This is a genomic window from Sporocytophaga myxococcoides, from assembly GCF_000775915.1.
Taxonomy (GTDB): domain Bacteria; phylum Bacteroidota; class Bacteroidia; order Cytophagales; family Cytophagaceae; genus Sporocytophaga; species Sporocytophaga myxococcoides_A.
In genome coordinates this window covers 727,560-744,398 of the sequence record NZ_BBLT01000001.1, presented here as the reverse complement: position 1 = coordinate 744,398, position 16,839 = coordinate 727,560, and the positions used below count along the sequence as shown (strand labels likewise).

The window sequence follows — 16,839 nt, the reverse complement described above, 5'->3', positions numbered from 1 at the left end:
AATATGGGAATAGCTAAAAATCAAGCGGATATTGGTTCCAACTACCAATCTTTAACCGATGCTGCCATAATCGCAATAAATGCCAATAGCAATTTTATCCGGAACTATTACCTGGAAACAGCGAGAACAGCAATAACAGTGAACTTTTTAAATTTTAGAGATGGTGGTGTGGTGGGGGTAAAGGTTAAAAAACAAAGTGCTTCTAATTTAACATTTACTGTTCCAACTGCTAGCATAGGAATCGGTAATGCTGTAAATAACACAATTATCTTAACCAGTCCTGCTAATAGTTATTTTGAAATAATTATAGAAGCAAGAGTTGTTGGCGTTACTCCTGAATATTATATAAGAGTTAATCCATTTTAATAAATGAGAAGAAGTACTAAATATAGAGAAATAAAAGTAACAACTACCCAAAACGGTAGTATATCAGGGATTGCATGGCAGGGGGCCGGAAATCCTGGTTTAGTAGTTAAATGGTGGGATGGTGTTGTAAATGTAGTTGCAGGGTCAGGTAATGCTGCAAGTAAAAACAATGACGGAACTGCTAGAGATTTTTCTATATTTATTAATAGACCGTTTACTACTGGATCTTTATTAATTCAAGGAATGGGAGCTACTGTTATATCTCCTATGAATTTTTCAGATTTTGGATTCGCATTAATTAATATATCTAACAACAAACTTACTGATATATCTACTTTAGTTTTACCGAGTACTTGTAGTGTTTTAGTTGCTAATGCTAATCAATTATCAGGATCATTACCTTCATTTCCTAGTAGTATCAATAATATAGCAATAAATTCAAACTTATATACTTCTTTACCAAGTTTTGCTTCTTTAAATTTAACATCATTAGCTATTGGCGGTAACCCTATTACTTCTTTACCTGCTTTTAATATTAATTCTATAACTACAATAGATTTTTCAGGATTGACTTCATTAACAGGAAGTCCGGTATTAGACTTATCAAGTAAAACAGTTGGTGTTACAATGCAGACTATATTACTTTACGGAATATCTTCTGCCCCTGGAAAATTTACTTCTATTTCTTTGCCTGCTGTCAATCATACAATAGTGCAGGGTCTAAGAATTGAGTACAATCCCATCACTGCAATAAATAATTTGAGTCTTCTTAATATGCCTTCTACTTCAAATATATTTACGGCTAATGATTGTCAACTAAATATTACATTTCCATTAGGAGTAAGTCCAAGAGGAATTAAATGTCCAACAATAAATATTGCTAATAATGGCATGAATTCTACTAATGTAAATGCCACTATAGATAATTGGTATTCAGGGTTGGATAATTTTAATAATGCAGTGCCGAAGACCTTAAACATCGGAGGCACAAATGATGCTCCATCAGGCACGTACCAAATGCCATCAGGCTTTAGCTATGGTGTTAGCAACGGCACTCCAGCAACCCAGAAAGAAAAGATTTGGGTTGCAGAAAATCAAACTGTTGATGGGTCTGGTTCAGGAGGCCCTAAAAAGTATAAATGGACAGTAACTTTCGCATCAGGACCTGATGCAGAACCTCACTTGCTTACTGAGAGCAGAGGCAATTTAACAACAGAAACAGGCGGATTGCTTAAATTATAATAAATCAATATGGCTGAAATAGCAGAAGATAAATCAATTAGTGAATTGTCACTAGCTTCTAAGACTTCAGGGAAGGAGTTTATTCCAGTAGTTCAAGATGGGGAGACAAAAAAAATACAAGTTGGAAATATTGCAAATAGAAGGTCAGGGAAGTTTGCAGGAAGAAAGGTAGTTGCCTTTGGCAGTAGATCACCTAATTTTGTTGATCAGTTCAGCGATGGTATAGCAACCACTGAAACTAGTCAGTTTGTGGGCAAAAATATTGGTATTGTGACTGAGTTAGCAGTTTATTTTTTGAACGCAGACTCTATAAACGCCACGGTGCCAGACGAAGCAGCGGATATAACTATTGAAGCTTCCGTCGAGTATCCAATAGGAACATGGACAAGAATTACCTTTAATAATGGGTCTACCAACTTTCTATTAAGAAGGGGATCAGGCATCGTTTCCGATACAATCAATATCTACATTCCACCTAATACATGGTATAGGATAAGAACTAATGTAACCGTAAACCCAGGTGAAAAGTGGCAAAAGTCAAGGTCTACAAATGCTGGCAATACTGGGCCTGGGGAAGGTGTAGTAACTGGAAGTAATTTAGTTATGAGCGGAACAATTCCCAATAGCCAATCTTACGGCTTTGGCCCTTGCGCTATTGTGGGAATTTCTGATACCAATAAAGCCTCAATACTCTGGGCAGGAGATTCTATAGTTACAGGGCATGGAGATTCAGGACAACCTTCATTAGGAAATGGAGAATCTGGCGGATACCTTGGACGGTTATTTGGAGATCAGTGGCCCGTAATGAGATGCAATATGTCCGGACAGAGAATTATAGCGTGGATCAGAAGTTCTAGTCGTAATTCATGGGCCTACGACGAACTGCTCTCATCCTGTGACTATGTAATATGCAATCTAGGTATAAACGATTTTAGGGCTGGCTCGTCCAAGGCTACTATTATATCAAGAACAATTGAATTTTGGTACTATTTCTATTCCCGCGGGGTAGAGGCATATCAATGCACAATTACACCTAATACGACATCTACAGATGGGTGGACAACTACAGAAAATCAAACTGTTATGTCCTTCGAATCTGACAGGGTTGGGATGAACGATTGGATAAGGGATGGTGCGCCTATAGATATTACTACGAAAGCTGCAGCAGCAATTGGAGCTACGGGTTCTAATATAGTAAGGTTTGGAGAATATGGTCACCCCGCAATAGGGTATTTTGACTGTGCTGATAAAGCTGAAACATCTAGAAATTCTGGAAAATGGCGTGTGAATCGTACTGGAGATGGCCTACACCCTAATAATATCTCTTATGGTGAAATAGTCACAGCTTTCGATACAAATTTGTTTTTACTATATAAGACTTCTTAATCAATGCTCTTAAAGAGGCATTGTATTAATATATTTGGGATATTGTTAATTGTAAATATTTAGACCTAAGTTTTACGTTATAGTATTTTAAAGATTTTACTTTTTAATCTGATTTTTGAAATATGGGATTTTTTAAAAGCGCAGTAGGTTTTGTTAAGGATACCGTAAAAGCTTCTGTAGCAGCACCAGTTTTGGCAACCACTGCAATTGGTAGTGCAATATCTGGAAAGTCAATAGAGGTAAATTACGATACAAAACTGGGTAATCTCCTTGGTCAAGGTGTTCAGGCAGCAACCGCTCCGGTTGTTGATCTAAATGCCTTAAAGGGTAAAGATGAGGGTAAGGTAATGGGTGTTTTTCCTCTTGCCGAAAAGCCTAAAACTGAAACAACCGCCTCAAATGCATCTGCTTCTTCATCTTCTGCTACAACTAAAACTGATACTGCTTTGACAACTGATGAAGCGGTTTTGGAACAGGAAAGAAAGAAAAAATTGATAATGGTGGGAGTTGGTGCATTGGTTTTAATTTTTATTACAGGATTCATACTATTTTTTGCATTAAGAAAATGAACGTTCAAGAATTTTTCCGGGAAAATAAATTATTAATTGGTTTGGCCGGTTTTCTCCTTCCATTTCTGGCGGGTGCTATTATCACGGCAAATAGCTTTTATTTCACTACCAATAACAGTTTATCTGTTCACGAAACAAGGCTAGCCAGGATTGAAGAATCTTTGGCAAAAAAACCTGATGAGCAAGCACTAACAGAATTAAGAGAACAGCTTAGAGATGTTAAGTCTGATCTTTATGAGGTAAGAAGTAATTCGGTTAAAATATTGGAAATAATTGCAAGTAAAAAATAAATAAAAATATGTTCGACTTACTTTTTCAACTGATCAGATACTTAAAGGATTTTTTCCTTTTTATCTTTTTTTCTCTTAAAAAGAGAATGGTAAAACTACCAGGTTTTATCCGCAGATGGCCTGAGTTATGGAGTGTACCAATTGCCAGCGTTATTTTTGTGCTGTCTCCTTTTGTGATTTGGTATCTCAATCCTGGAGCCGGATCTTACGATCTTGGGGTAATTCAAAGGCCAATATTTGCAGCTGCCTGCATGATATTTTTTAACGGCATTATATTCCTGGCCTTAAAATTCAATTGGTTTGCAGATTATAATTATTATAAGGCAAGTGAAGAACCTAATCAAATTACTGACTTTAAAAATTTAACCGCATGGCAAAGATCTATCTTATTTTTTGCTCGCTTTTTTTGTCTCTTCTGGCTTATGGTGGAGATACTGAAGGCAATATAAAAAAGAAAGTAGTTAACCTGTATACCAGTCAGATAGGTGTACACGAATTGACTGGAAACAATGACGGACCTGAGATAGAAGCTTACCTAAGAGTTTGCGGTTTGCCCAAAGGTCATGCCTGGTGCGCTGCTTTTGTGTCCTGGGTATTTGATCGGGCAAATATTAAGGCAATAAAATCAGCCTGGGCCCCGTCCTGGTTTCCTAATAAAAATGTAATCTTTAAAAATGGGAAGAGTCTCCCGGAAAAACCGTCTCCATCTCAGGGAGATGTTTTTGGAATCTATTTCCTCAACTTAAAAAGAGTTGGTCATGTAGGATTTATTGATAATTGGAATTATTCAAAAACTACAGTAGTCACAGTTGAAGGTAATACAAATGCTGCAGGCTCCCGTGAAGGCGATGGAGTTTTGAGAAAATATAGGTTAAAGTCTCAAATTTACACAGTTTCAAGATGGTTCTGAAAAGACTTGTATATTTTTGTATTTTTACGCTTCTCACAACGAGTTGCGGACTTTTCAGGAATAATGACTTATCTCGTGGAGAAAGAAAGCTGAATCGCCTCTTAAAGCGGTATCCTGAGTTAAAAAAGGATTCAATTGTAAAGTTTTCCTTAGATACAATTATTCCTGGTTATACAAAGGAAAGTACTTCGGAAATAAATGAGGATACTGCATCTGTTGATGAGGTGCTTAAATTGGCAATGGATTCAATTGTTCAGGCTCTAAGAAATAAGTATATTCCTAAAGAGCAGTATGATAGTTTGATTTACATTGCTACTGTCAAAACAAGAAATAAACTCTCGAAAATTTACAAGGAGAATTTTATAAAGGATACATTGGTTAATGAATATCCGGATTTGACTGTTAAGACCTGGACTGAAAATGGGATTCTAAAACAATCAGTAAATAGGGCTGATATTGCAGTTCATAAGGAAGCTGAAGTTAGTGTTCCAGCCCTTAATAACAAGTGTCCCGGAGTATTATTCTATGAGGGTAAATACTTCATTGAGTTTCTTCTCGGGATAATATTCTCCTTTTTTTTACTTCTATTTTTAATTTTAAGAAAGTTATAAATGAAACTACCAAGCAAAAAAATCTTGATGATTACAGCTGCAGTTTTTGTGCTGGCCGTTGGCGCATACTTTTTATTTCAGTGGTACAGAAAACCTGTTGAAAGTAAAGAGCAACTAAGCGCAAAAGTTACAGATTTGAATAAGCAGATTGCAAATTTGGAATACACTGCTTTTAATCTTAACAAGCTATTGACAAAGAATCCTGCAAATGCGGAAGCAACTGCAAAGCTTAAGACAACAAATGAGCAACTTACTGCTCTTAAAAGTGAGCTTAAAACTGCTCAGGACAAATTGCAAATTTTGACAATCTCCTAATGCTTAAAGATAAGGTTGACCATGTTTATCTGATCAATCTCGACGAAAGAACGGACCGTCTTGAGAGTGCTACAAATGAATGTAATAAAATCGGGCTTCCATTTGAAAGGGTTAGCGCCGTAAATGGTAGCGCTCTCAACTTGACGGTTCAGAGTTATTCAGCCTTTGATGATCTATACTGGAATGCAGGTGCTTACGGCCTCTTACTTACTACCTTAAAAATCCTTAAGGATGCAAAAGTAAAAGGTTATAAAAGCATTTTGATTCTGGAAGATGATGTCTTTTTTAAGCCAGAAATAAACGATCTGGCAGATCTGTATTTTCCTCATTTGCCGAATGATTGGCAAATGATATTGTTTGGTGCTGAACATTGTTTAAAGCCTTCTAAATATAAAGGGAATCTATCTTTAGCCAGGTATTCATTTTGTCTTCATTGTTATGCAATCAATCATATTATATTTGATTATTACATTCATTTGCTCGAAAAGCAGAATAAACAGATTGATCTTATAACAGCGGAGGACCTTCAGCCTCTAATGAAAACATTTGTTTTTACTCCTGATCTTGCCGGTCAAACCGCCTCTTGGAGCAATATTCAAGAAAGGCCCGTTGATAGTAAATGTTTACGAAAATGAAATTAAGAACCGTTTTAGTATTCCTTCAGGTGATTGCTGCAGTTATCAGCATTGTTGCAGGGGTAATTGCTATTAATAATTATTTAAAACAGAAAAAAGAGAAAATATGAATTCACCTGTATCATTTGGAAAACTTGTTGCTGCAACCACAATATCAACAATATTGGTGCTATTTATTGGCTATCTCCTATTTATTCATATTGCTATGTTTTTTGAAAGAGGTCACGGTGTTCCTCCTGGTGTATATACTACTCCAATTGATGTAAAGGTTAATTAACCTTTTTTCTCATTTCTAAAACTTTCAATGAACTCTAGTGTATTATGCAACTTTTGCTTTACACTAGAATCCTCTATGCTTTTATTGTATTGAATAAAGTTATTCGCAATGTTTTTTTTGAGGTTTTCGATTAACATATCATCTAAGTCTCCTTTAGTGATTCTAAGTACATATTCTTCTTTTTTATCCCCATTTTTAAAGGGTACATGATAACGTTTAGTAAACTCTTCTAGAATAGGCTCAATTTCTGTATTTGTTGGCAAAGCATTTACGTAATCGATTGCGCTTTTTTCAACAATAGTACCTGCCCAATCTTGACTATTTGCAATTATATGAGCTTTGACTAAGCCTTTTCCATAAACAGAAGTTAAATGATAGACTCCTCCGGCTTGATTTTTTTGATTAAAAGGAGTGAAAAATATTTCATCATAAACAATACACCCTCTAACAGGAAATTCCAATCTTATTGAATAGGAATTAAACTCAAATGCAACTTTCATAATTTCCAAAAATGAATTCATAGAATCATCTTGGGTGATGAAAATTACAGTATCTGAAAAGTTGAGTGTGCTTAATGTTGATTTTGATATATCTGGATTATAAAAACCTGCATGATTTTTTACTGACACCCAATTAGCTAAGGCATTTTCAATTGCAAGGTAAATATTCCGCATTACTTTGTGCTGCTTGGCTGAATCATTTTTTTCTATAAAATCACTGAAACCCAAAAAGTCAAAATATGCTATAAATTTTTTCATGTTCGTATTATAAATTTTAAAATTCAGGGAAAATGTCAAGTTCGGTGCCATCCCGGAACAATCCTAAGCTTTTCAAATAGGTATCTGTCTGTTGGATAGTTGAATGGCGATTTTGTTCCTGAATGGTTTTTATATCTGCCCCGGCTTTAAAGAGCTTAATGTTCCCCGTGTGCTTGTAACAATATAGGTCCTTATCTAACCCATGTAAACCTATAGTTTCGAGCATTTTTCTATGCCGTTTATAGAAATAATTCTCACCTACCATTACAGGACCTGGTTTTTGGTCTTTAGTGAATATGAAATAATTCTTGGGATAATTTCTAAGGTTATTCTCCACTATTAGCTTTTCAAGGGGTTTGGGGATCCGGATATATTGTCCTGTATCATTTTTAGCAATTTCCGGAGGAATGTAAATTGTGTCTTTTTTGATATGCGCAACCTGCAGGTATCTCAATTCTTCATGCGGTCTGAAAAAGCCATAATAGATAAATTGTATAAACAGAAGCAGCTGGTGATCTCCGGTCTCATCTAAGTATTTTTTGATTAATTCTATTTCGTCATCCAGGTATGGAATATGTCCGCCTGATAAAGCTTTTTTTCGTTTTACTTTCGAAACCGGATTATAACTGATTACCTCACGATCTAAGTAAAAATTGTATATCCCGGAAAGATATCCTATATTATTATTATATGTTTTCTTTGATATGATCTTCCCTTTTTTCTCGTCTACAACATAAACACTGAGGAAATCTAAAAATTTATAAATGGTTTGGGTTGTGTAAGAAGTGAATAATGCATTTTTATATTTCTCGTTCACATCCATCCACCGCACCAAATGTTTCCTGAGGGCATTAAATCCTTTTCTGGTTCCCCTTTCAAGGTCCGGAAATTTGCAAAGACAGGCGTAATCAAAAGCTTCAATCAGTGTGGCCTTATTAATATCAATTCCTTTTTCTGCTTCATGTAATTCATCTTTTAAATAAGCCACAGCTCCCGCAATTAGAAAAGAATCAATCTCCTTTTTCTTAAGTTCTGCAGCTTGTAACCTTTGGCTAATAGTGGCGAATTTATTAATCCCTTCAGATTCGCGTTTCCTTACTAGTCTTTCCAGGTCAATATTCCAGATCCAATACTCGACATGCCAATCTTTATCTAATGTAATGTTTCCATTTTCATCCTTGGGTTTAACAATGCGCCCAAGAGTGTATGGGTATAAGGTTTTCTTTTTGGTTGGATTTGAAGTAATGGAATTCTCCTTCACGTTCTTTCTAGCTCGTATAATTTTCATCAGGGTTGATGTTGGATATTTCCAAGTTTTACACCTCCGATGAAGTCTTTTAAAAATGTTCCTTTTGGCAGGTCCTCTGCCAATTCGGTTACAGGTAAAAGGAAACCGCCTGAATTACAGGCGGTTTGTTCGTCGGGGTGGCGGGATTTGAACCCACGACCCCTTGCACCCCATACAAGTACGCTACCAGGCTGCGCTACACCCCGAATATTTTTTTGCAAAGATAGATAAAAATATCACTGAACAAAAAAAGTATCATAACAAGAGAATTTGCAGGAGGAACTATTTTTTTTGATTGCAGGTTTAGTCTAGTATCCAACAATTAATGATTATTCATCAAAAATTAAAAGCTATGAAAAAACTGTTTGTAATGGCAGCAGCTGCAATGATTTCTCTATCTTCCGCATCTTCACTGATGGCTGCTGACAATAACATCAGCCTTGCTGGTCCTGGCAAAGAAGTTAAGAAACTGAAAAAGGAACGTAAAAAACTAAGAAACCAGGATGAAATGTATAGCGACAAAATAAAGCTTGAAAAGAAAAAAAATAAGCTCGCTAAACAAGAAAAGCAATTCAAGAAAAAATATAAGTAATTTTAATGCCTGTTTAATCAGGCATTTTTTATTTTTAACCAGAATTTAATTTTAAAAAACTGATTGTAGTGATGACATTTCCCAGAATTATAATTTCGATGCTTTTACTTGGTTCGTTTGCTTGTTCAAGTTCAAAAAAGCTTATATATAACTCTGTGGAGTTTGGCAGTGGCGGAGGATTTACCGGTATGGAAAAAACTTATGGCTTTACTGAAGATGGTGAAATATATGCTACAGAAGGCTTTCACGAAAGCAAGTCTCAGGAGAAAATAGGAACATTAGATAAAAAAAATATTAAGAGTATTAACAAAGAACTTAAAAAGGTAAAAGTTGAATCAATAAAATATAATAAGCCTGGTAATCTTTTTCATTTTATAGAAATAGAAAAAGATGGCAAAACATACAGATATGTCTGGGGAAGCGGCAGCAAAGATGCACCTTCAGAAATCAAGGAGCTCTATTCTTATCTTATGCAACAGATTTCTTCTTATACAAAGAAGGAGTAATTCAATGGTAAATTAAATACCTATTAATTGATGTATATCAGGAAGCGTATATTCCTTTTTATAATTGATCATCATACTTTCCCCTCCGGACCCTTTAATGCAAAGGAAATTCATGAAGTTAAACGCAAACATTTTCCTGCCTTCTGGATCTGATTCAAATAAATTGCAATCGTAAGAGGAAAATGTTTTCCAATCCAGATCTGGCAAAGGATTAAAAAAACGTAGTGATTTAAAAAATGACCATAGAGCAAAAATTAAACGATGTCTTTCTTTGGTATAAGTTATCCTGCAAAGACAAGCTAAATCTTCCACCTTTTCCAGCTGTACTTCTTTAATATCTCCAAATTCGTAGAATTGCTCCCGGATTAGATCAAAATCCAGATCTTTATTTTCTCTCCCATAAGCAATGAAATACATTTCATCACCTGGTTTAAAAAGACATTTAATAATCTTAATAAACAACTCTTTGTCTTTTGGAACTTCAAGGTCCATTGGGTGAATATAATATCCACAAATGACGGGGTTTATTTCCTGATGGGATATAAATTTCATGAACCTTGATTTATTATTTAAAAAGGAACCGAGTCATCGTCATTACCACCTTCCGGGCTGTTTTGTTTTCCGAAGTCATTAATTTTACTGCTGAAAGTCTTTGCTCCTCCAGAATCAAAATTATTAGGATTGTAATTATCCTCCATAGGACTAGCACCACCGCCACCTCCGCCGAACGACGACTTTTCAAGATCGGCAAATTTGGTGTATTTCCCAATAAACTTGAGAAAAACACTATCAAGACTACCATTCCTGTGCTTGGCAATAATTACTTCACCCATTCCTTTTAAAGAATTACCCATTTCATCCTCATCAATTTTGTAGTATTCAGGACGATAAAGAAAGACCACCATATCCGCATCCTGTTCAATAGCTCCAGATTCCCTTAAATCTGACAACTGAGGCTTCTTATCGCCTCCCCTGGTTTCCACGGCCCTGCTTAGCTGAGAAAGTGCAATTACCGGCACATTTATTTCTTTTGCAAGGTTCTTTAAAGCCCTAGATATCTGAGAAATTTCCTGCTCCCTGTTTCCAGGTCCGCCTTTTCCGCCCTCTGCAGTCATGAGCTGAAGGTAATCTATGATAACCATTTGGATATCGTTCTTTGCTTTCAACCTTCGACATTTAGTACGAAGCTCTCGAATTGAAAGACCGGGAGTATCATCTATAAATATAGGTGCAGAATCAAGTTTTCTAATTTTGTGATGCAACTGCTGCCACTCATATTCTTCCAGGTTTCCTTTTTTGATTTTTTCACTATCAAGCTCAGCTTCTGCTGATATCAACCTGTTTACCAACTGAACAGCAGACATCTCTAGTGAAAAGATTGCAACTCCTTTTTTAAAATCTACAGCAGCATTTCTCATTGCTGAGACAACGAATGCAGTTTTACCCATACCTGGACGAGCTGCCAAGATGATAAGGTCACTTTTTTGCCAACCTGATGTAATTCTATCCAGATCTGTGAACCCACTTGGCACCCCTGTAAGTGCATTTTCCTGATTTCTTCTGGAAACAAGTTCATCTAGAGCTTCTCTTAAAATAGCTCTCATTTCAGCATAATTCTTCCTGATATTCGCTTCAGAAACCTGATAAAGAGATTGTTCAGTCCTGTTCAGCAATTCAAAAACGTCTGTAGTATCTTCAAAAGCTTCTCTTTGAATTTCAGAAGCTATGGAAATTAGCTCTCTTTTAATTGCCTGCTCAGATATGATACGGGCATGGGTTTCAATGTTCGCAGCAGAACTAACCCGAGTAGTTAGTTCAGTAATATAATATGCTCCTCCGGCAAACTCAAGCTCCCCCTTTGTCCTAAGCTTTTGGGTAACTGTTAATATGTCAACAGGTTCAGATTCATCGAAAAGTTCCAATATACATGCGTATATTTTCTGATGTTTTTCGTGATAAAAACTTTCCGGTTTTAAAATATCTATTACTATGGTTAAGGCTTCCTTTTCAATCATTAAAGCACCTAAAACTGCCTGTTCAAGTTCAGATGCCTGAGGAGGCATTTTCCCTAATGACTGAATAAGACCAGTTTGTGCTAATTTACTCTTACCTGAAGGTTTTCTTACCGATTTTTCTGACTCCATATTATTAACAAAAATATAATAAGTCATTAAAACTTCAGGGATAGACCACTTTTATTTTCCATTAAATTATCCTCATAGTTATTCACAGGAAAAGTCATATTCTATACAACTGTTTGTAGCTCTCTTAATTTATTTTAATTTTGCAGTCCCAAAATAGGAATTGATGAACCCCAAAAGGCAAAAAGTCCATTTTATTGCAATCGGAGGCAGTGCAATGCATAATCTCGCCCTCGCTTTGCTTCAAAAAGGTTTAATAGTAACAGGATCAGATGATGAAATTTTTGAACCTTCCAGAACCAGACTTGAAAAAGCAGGAATTCTTCCTGAAAAAATTGGCTGGTTTCCTGAAAAAATTTCCACAGAGTTAGATGCTGTCATTCTTGGCATGCATGCAAAAAAGGACAACCCGGAATTAATAAAGGCGCAAGAACTTGGATTAAAAATCTATTCCTTTCCTGAATATGTCTATCAACAATCAATAGACAAACAAAGAATAGTAATAGCAGGAAGCCATGGCAAAACTACCATCACTTCCATGATTCTTCATGTTCTGAAACACTTCAACAGAAAGTTTGACTATCTTGTTGGAGCTCAGATTGAAGGATTTGATTTGATGGTAAAATTAACGGAGGATGCTCCGATTATTATTATTGAAGGTGATGAATATTTGTCTTCTCCAATAGATAAAACCCCTAAATTCCTTCATTACCATCATCATATAGGTCTGATGAGTGGAATTGCCTGGGATCACATTAACGTATATCCCACATTTGATGAATACGTTAAACAATTTGATCTTTTTGCAGATTCATCTCCTAAAGGGGGTACCTTAATTTTCTGTGAGAACGATGACCTTGTCTCTGTAATTTGCAGAAAAGAAAGAGAAGATGTTCAAGGAATTGCATATACTGCTCATAAGCATGATATTATCAATGGTCAAACATATTTGATTGATCACAATAAAAAAATTCCGGTGCAGATTTTCGGAAAGCATAATATGCGCAATCTGAGTGGTGCTAAAACAGTACTTTCGAAACTTGGAATAACAGACGAGATGTTCTATGAAGCTATTCAAAGTTTTAAAGGAGCAGCAGACAGACTGGAAGTGCTTGAGAAAACAAATGACACCACTGTATTTAAAGACTTTGCTCACGCACCTTCAAAGCTAAAGGCATCAACTGCAGCTGTAAAAAAGCAATTTCCTGAAAATGAACTGGTGGCTATCCTTGAATTACACACTTTCAGTTCTTTAAATAAAGAATTTTTAGTACAATATAAAGATACGTTTAAGTCTGCTGACCTTCCGGTTGTATACTTTAATCCTCAAACATTTGAACATAAAAAGCTTGACCCGATTTCACCGGAAGATGTAATCAAAGCTTTTAACAGTGAAAAGTTAAAAGTATTCACTGAAAATCAATCGTTAAAAGAGTTTATCTTAAAAACAAACTGGAAAGGTAAAAACCTCTTACTGATGAGCTCAGGAAACTTTGGAGGTTTTGATCTGAAGAAACTTGCCAAGGAGATAGTTCAGCAATAATTTAAATAATAAAGCAATTGGAATCTTTCAATTGCTTTATTATTTTAGTCAAATATTTAACATGGTTATTTACTGAAAGAGGAATCATTAACTTCAGTTTCACTGTGGAAAATCAGAACCAGTTATCAATTTTCAGTAAAACATCAATGGGGCTAAATCTAAAAAAACCTCTCGCTTTTTTTGACCTGGAGACAACAGGTACAAACATTACCAACGACAGAATTGTCGAAATATCCGTCCTGAAGGTAATGCCCAATAATGAGCAAATCATTAAAACCACCAGGATAAACCCCACAATACCAATCCCCCTGGAATCCAGCCTCATTCATGGTATTTATGATGAAGATGTAAAAGATAAACCAACCTTTAAGAGTGTTGCTGCTCAGTTTGCTACAATGCTTCAGGGGTGTGACCTCGCAGGGTTTAATATCCTTCGTTTTGATGTACCTGTTCTTGTAGAAGAGTTTTTAAGAGCCGGAGTCGATTTCGATATAACCAACAGGAAAATGGTAGATGCACAAAGAATCTATCATTTGATGGAACCACGTAACCTTTCTGCCGCATATAAGTACTATTGCAATAAAGATCTCGAGGGAGCTCATAGTGCTGAAGCTGATACCATCGCTACATTCGAAGTTCTGAAAGCTCAGATCCTTAAATATGAAGGCTGTACCATTAAAGATGGAGACGGAAAAGAATTCATTCCTGTTAAAAACGACATGAATGCATTGCATGAACTCACAGCTTCTCAATTTGTGGATCTTGCTGGTAGAATGGTTCTTAACGACAAAGGTGAAGAAGTTTTCAACTTTGGAAAGTATAAGAACATGAAGGTTACAGACGTATTACAAAAGGACCCTTCTTACTACGATTGGATGATGAAAGGAGACTTTGCCCTAAGCACTAAGAAAAAACTGACAGAGATAAAACTTAGAAAATTTAATCATAAAGTTTAGTAAAGATAAGGTTTGAGGTAAAATATGAGACTGATCACTTTTTCATTTTTAATATTATTACTTTCTTTCAGAGGACTATTTGCTCAAACCCCCATCGATTTTAATAATTTTGACGAAAAACTTCTTACACAGAAAATCTACCTGAAACTAAATGAGGTACGTGATTCTCTGGGCCTCTCTCCTTTTGTCAAAGACTCCATACTGACAGCGGCTGCCAATAACCAGGCAAAATACATTAAAAAAGTAGACAACCTTGTCCATAATCAGGATAATCCCAATATGGCCACAGTGGAACAAAGGGTGGAAAGCTTTAAAGGTACTCATGAAAAGGTAGCTGAAAATGTTGATGTCATTTATACGGACAGACCTTTTACTATTTATAAAGAAAAAGAGCCAATTAAAATAAATACTTATGAAAGCGCAGCACTTGCTTTTGTAAGATCAAGTCTGAATACTTCCAGCAACTCAATAAACCTTGTAAACCGGGAATTTTCTGCTACAGGAATAGGGATAGGAATAATTCCTGAAAAAAAATGTATTTATATAGCTCAGGTATTTGGACCTATGGCTTACAATTTCCCCTCATCTATAAAGAACAAGGACAAAAAGACTTTTTATCCATCAAAAAAAATAAATATTGAAAATGCTTTTGGCATTGCACCTTCTAATGAAGTTATATGCGGAAAATGTGCCGGAGATTTTAATAAAATTCCGGATTATGTAGAAAATAAAATCATTGTAGAAAATGGGAAGGTTTATTATTCCTTTGGAGATCTCGGACTTTTCAATAAAACATTTCCTGAAACCGAAGGAATATTTTCTTTTTCTGTAGATATAGTTCTTAGAAGTCAATTTCCATGTTCTAGCGGAAATATAGTACACAGATCGTTTGCTTTCGATGGAATTATGCTTGTTCCGGTTGCATTAAAAGACCTTTTAAAATCTAACACGAAAGCTTCCTCCAATGCTCTATATGCATATCTTGGTGAAATTCCGACAGAATTGAAAAACGATGAATATGTGTGTAATCTGATGGTCATTAAAGACAATCACCTCTGCACCTATTATGTAGACTATCCCAGACTTTCTTCCAGCAGATCGATTATTTCTACAGAGTTTTTTGTTGACACTCTCTTGAAATCAGAAATCTCCAAAAAAAAGAATTTAAAATTTACCATACCATTTGAGAAAGACAAGTCTGTTTATTCTGAACAAGATATCAGACCATTTTATGACTCTCTCAATTTAAATAAATATAATATAACTGAGGTTGTTGTTCTTGCCTACTCATCTATTGAAGGTAGTACTGAAAGAAATCAGGAATTGCAGAAAAGCAGGGCCGAAAGCATCATCCAGGTATTGCAGTCTTTTCAGCTTAATGATACCATAAAGCGTGTAATTAAAGCCCAGGAAAACTGGGACCAGTTTTACCGTGACGTAAAAAATACTCCTTTTAATTACCTTACTAAATTAAGTAAAGAAAAAATAAAAGAAGAGCTCCAGAAAGACAGTCTTTCCAGAGCAATGGAATTTCTTCTTGCCAGAGAACGTAAAGCTATCCTGTTTCTTAAGATTGTTGAAAGGATAGACCTGACAAGAAATAAAGACTCTCTTGCTATTCATTACAAAAATGCATTGGCCAAAAAAGATATTCCGGTAGCCACAACTCTTCAAACAGTTATATTTGATGCTATTAGCAATGGAGAACTTTCTGCAGACTTGTTAACTTCGTTGAACCCTCCGAAAACAAAAGAATTTGCCCAGCTGATAAACAATCAGATACTATTCAGAAAGGAACTTGGTCAAAAATTTGATTATATAGGAGAGCTCAATCAGGCATCAGCATTAGACCCAACCAATGTATACATTAAATATAATATCTGTGATCTCACATTAAAAGCCTGGGCTGCAGATTCTGCTTATCTTCAGTCGCCGGAAGGCTTTATGAAAAATATAAAAGCACTTTATAACACTAAGATTGACAAAAAGCTGATCAATAAATTATATCTCAACTTTCAGATTCTGATTTCTCCATATTTTCTTACCAATAAAAAATTTAAATACAGAGACGATGCCATAAATCTGGTAAAAAAATACTATAAAACAACTGAGTTAAATTCTGATGATTTGCTTGCCGTTGCAAAGTTTTTCGCCGAAAGTGGTCGTCAAGCATGGGCGCTTGAAATTTTATTTCCTATTATGCAAAAAGGGGAATATTCAGAGGATATGCTATTTAACTTTCTCTCTATAGCAATTACAAGGCCCGAACTCTTTGAAAAAAAGGAATTTGAATCTTATTTTCTAAAAGCGAAAGATATGAATCCTCTTAGATTCTGTAGTCTTTTCGGAATTGATAAAATTAATTTTATGCTTTTTAAAGAAGAAGAACTAAAAGTATACTTTTGCAGAGCCTGTAGCCCAAAACAATAACTCATTTAATAAAACTTAAAGCAA

Annotated in this window: 20 protein-coding genes and 1 tRNA gene; 16 read left to right on the top strand and 5 right to left on the bottom strand. The window is 35.5% G+C overall.

The window, feature by feature from the left end:
* The first annotated feature begins 3 nt into the window (after positions 1-3).
* From MYP_RS03040 to MYP_RS25960, 11 genes are all read left to right on the top strand, one after another.
* Complete coding sequence (locus tag MYP_RS03040; protein WP_045458239.1) at positions 4-366, top strand: hypothetical protein; 363 nt, start codon at positions 4-6, stop codon at positions 364-366.
* Between the two features lie 3 nt (positions 367-369).
* Entirely contained in the window at positions 370-1,608 is a 1,239-nt protein-coding gene (locus MYP_RS03035; RefSeq protein ID WP_045458237.1) for a hypothetical protein, read from the top strand.
* 9 nt (positions 1,609-1,617) lie between these two features.
* Positions 1,618-2,994 (top strand): SGNH/GDSL hydrolase family protein, encoded by a 1,377-nt coding sequence (locus MYP_RS03030; RefSeq protein WP_045458235.1) that lies wholly within the window; start codon positions 1,618-1,620, stop codon positions 2,992-2,994.
* A gap of 122 nt (positions 2,995-3,116) precedes the next feature.
* Complete coding sequence (locus tag MYP_RS03025; RefSeq protein ID WP_045458231.1) at positions 3,117-3,563, top strand: hypothetical protein; 447 nt, start codon at positions 3,117-3,119, stop codon at positions 3,561-3,563.
* Positions 3,560-3,853 (top strand): hypothetical protein, encoded by a 294-nt coding sequence (locus MYP_RS03020; RefSeq protein ID WP_045458228.1) that lies wholly within the window; start codon positions 3,560-3,562, stop codon positions 3,851-3,853. The genes MYP_RS03025 and MYP_RS03020 overlap by 4 nt, the downstream gene beginning before the upstream one ends.
* Positions 3,854-3,939: 86 nt before the next feature.
* Positions 3,940-4,302, top strand: coding sequence for a hypothetical protein (locus MYP_RS26335; RefSeq protein ID WP_197059997.1), 363 nt, complete (start codon positions 3,940-3,942; stop codon positions 4,300-4,302).
* Positions 4,224-4,763: a CHAP domain-containing protein gene (locus MYP_RS03010; RefSeq protein WP_197059996.1), complete on the top strand. Its 540-nt coding sequence runs from the start codon at positions 4,224-4,226 to the stop codon at positions 4,761-4,763. Before MYP_RS26335 ends, MYP_RS03010 begins: the two co-directional genes overlap by 79 nt.
* A complete protein-coding gene (locus MYP_RS03005) occupies positions 4,754-5,374 on the top strand; it encodes a hypothetical protein (protein WP_045458220.1) in 621 nt (206 codons plus the stop codon). Before MYP_RS03010 ends, MYP_RS03005 begins: the two co-directional genes overlap by 10 nt.
* Positions 5,375-5,689, top strand: a complete 315-nt coding sequence (locus tag MYP_RS03000; RefSeq protein WP_045458216.1) for a hypothetical protein — start codon at positions 5,375-5,377, stop codon at positions 5,687-5,689. It begins immediately after the preceding gene.
* A complete protein-coding gene (locus MYP_RS02995; RefSeq protein WP_045458213.1) occupies positions 5,689-6,324 on the top strand; it encodes a glycosyltransferase family 25 protein in 636 nt (211 codons plus the stop codon). Before MYP_RS03000 ends, MYP_RS02995 begins: the two co-directional genes overlap by 1 nt.
* Positions 6,325-6,430: 106 nt before the next feature.
* On the top strand, positions 6,431-6,601 hold the full coding sequence (locus MYP_RS25960) for a hypothetical protein (protein WP_156140271.1): 171 nt from the start codon (positions 6,431-6,433) through the stop codon (positions 6,599-6,601).
* Here the strand turns inward: MYP_RS25960 and MYP_RS02990 are convergent.
* From MYP_RS02990 to MYP_RS02980, 3 genes are all read right to left on the bottom strand, one after another.
* The gene (locus MYP_RS02990; RefSeq protein ID WP_045458210.1) at positions 6,598-7,359 is read right to left on the bottom strand and encodes a hypothetical protein; all 762 of its coding nucleotides are present in this window, start codon (positions 7,357-7,359) and stop codon (positions 6,598-6,600) included. The genes MYP_RS25960 and MYP_RS02990 overlap by 4 nt on opposite strands.
* A gap of 16 nt (positions 7,360-7,375) precedes the next feature.
* Positions 7,376-8,647: a tyrosine-type recombinase/integrase gene (locus tag MYP_RS02985; protein ID WP_045458207.1), complete on the bottom strand. Its 1,272-nt coding sequence runs from the start codon at positions 8,645-8,647 to the stop codon at positions 7,376-7,378.
* 132 nt (positions 8,648-8,779) lie between these two features.
* Positions 8,780-8,853 (bottom strand) — tRNA-Pro (locus MYP_RS02980).
* A gap of 146 nt (positions 8,854-8,999) precedes the next feature.
* Between MYP_RS02980 and MYP_RS02975 the strand changes: the two genes are divergently transcribed.
* Positions 9,000-9,239 (top strand): hypothetical protein, encoded by a 240-nt coding sequence (locus MYP_RS02975; protein ID WP_156140269.1) that lies wholly within the window; start codon positions 9,000-9,002, stop codon positions 9,237-9,239.
* A gap of 71 nt (positions 9,240-9,310) precedes the next feature.
* Positions 9,311-9,745, top strand: a complete 435-nt coding sequence (locus MYP_RS02970) for a hypothetical protein (protein WP_045458201.1) — start codon at positions 9,311-9,313, stop codon at positions 9,743-9,745.
* Between the two features lie 12 nt (positions 9,746-9,757).
* Here MYP_RS02970 and MYP_RS02965 read toward each other — a convergent pair whose 3' ends face one another.
* Entirely contained in the window at positions 9,758-10,297 is a 540-nt protein-coding gene (locus MYP_RS02965) for a hypothetical protein (protein WP_045458198.1), read from the bottom strand.
* Between the two features lie 17 nt (positions 10,298-10,314).
* Positions 10,315-11,889 carry a replicative DNA helicase gene (gene dnaB, locus MYP_RS02960; protein WP_045459141.1) on the bottom strand — a complete coding sequence of 525 codons (1,575 nt, stop codon included), beginning with the start codon at positions 11,887-11,889 and terminating at the stop codon, positions 10,315-10,317.
* A 163-nt stretch (positions 11,890-12,052) separates the two neighbouring features.
* Here dnaB and MYP_RS02955 point away from each other — a divergent pair, with 163 nt between their 5' ends.
* From MYP_RS02955 to MYP_RS02945, 3 genes are all read left to right on the top strand, one after another.
* Positions 12,053-13,429 carry a UDP-N-acetylmuramate--L-alanine ligase gene (locus MYP_RS02955; protein ID WP_045458194.1) on the top strand — a complete coding sequence of 459 codons (1,377 nt, stop codon included), beginning with the start codon at positions 12,053-12,055 and terminating at the stop codon, positions 13,427-13,429.
* Positions 13,430-13,575: 146 nt separating this feature from the next.
* Positions 13,576-14,385 carry a 3'-5' exonuclease gene (locus MYP_RS02950; protein WP_045459138.1) on the top strand — a complete coding sequence of 270 codons (810 nt, stop codon included), beginning with the start codon at positions 13,576-13,578 and terminating at the stop codon, positions 14,383-14,385.
* A 24-nt stretch (positions 14,386-14,409) separates the two neighbouring features.
* Positions 14,410-16,815, top strand: coding sequence for a CAP domain-containing protein (locus MYP_RS02945; RefSeq protein WP_045458191.1), 2,406 nt, complete (start codon positions 14,410-14,412; stop codon positions 16,813-16,815).
* Positions 16,816-16,839: the final 24 nt, after the last annotated feature.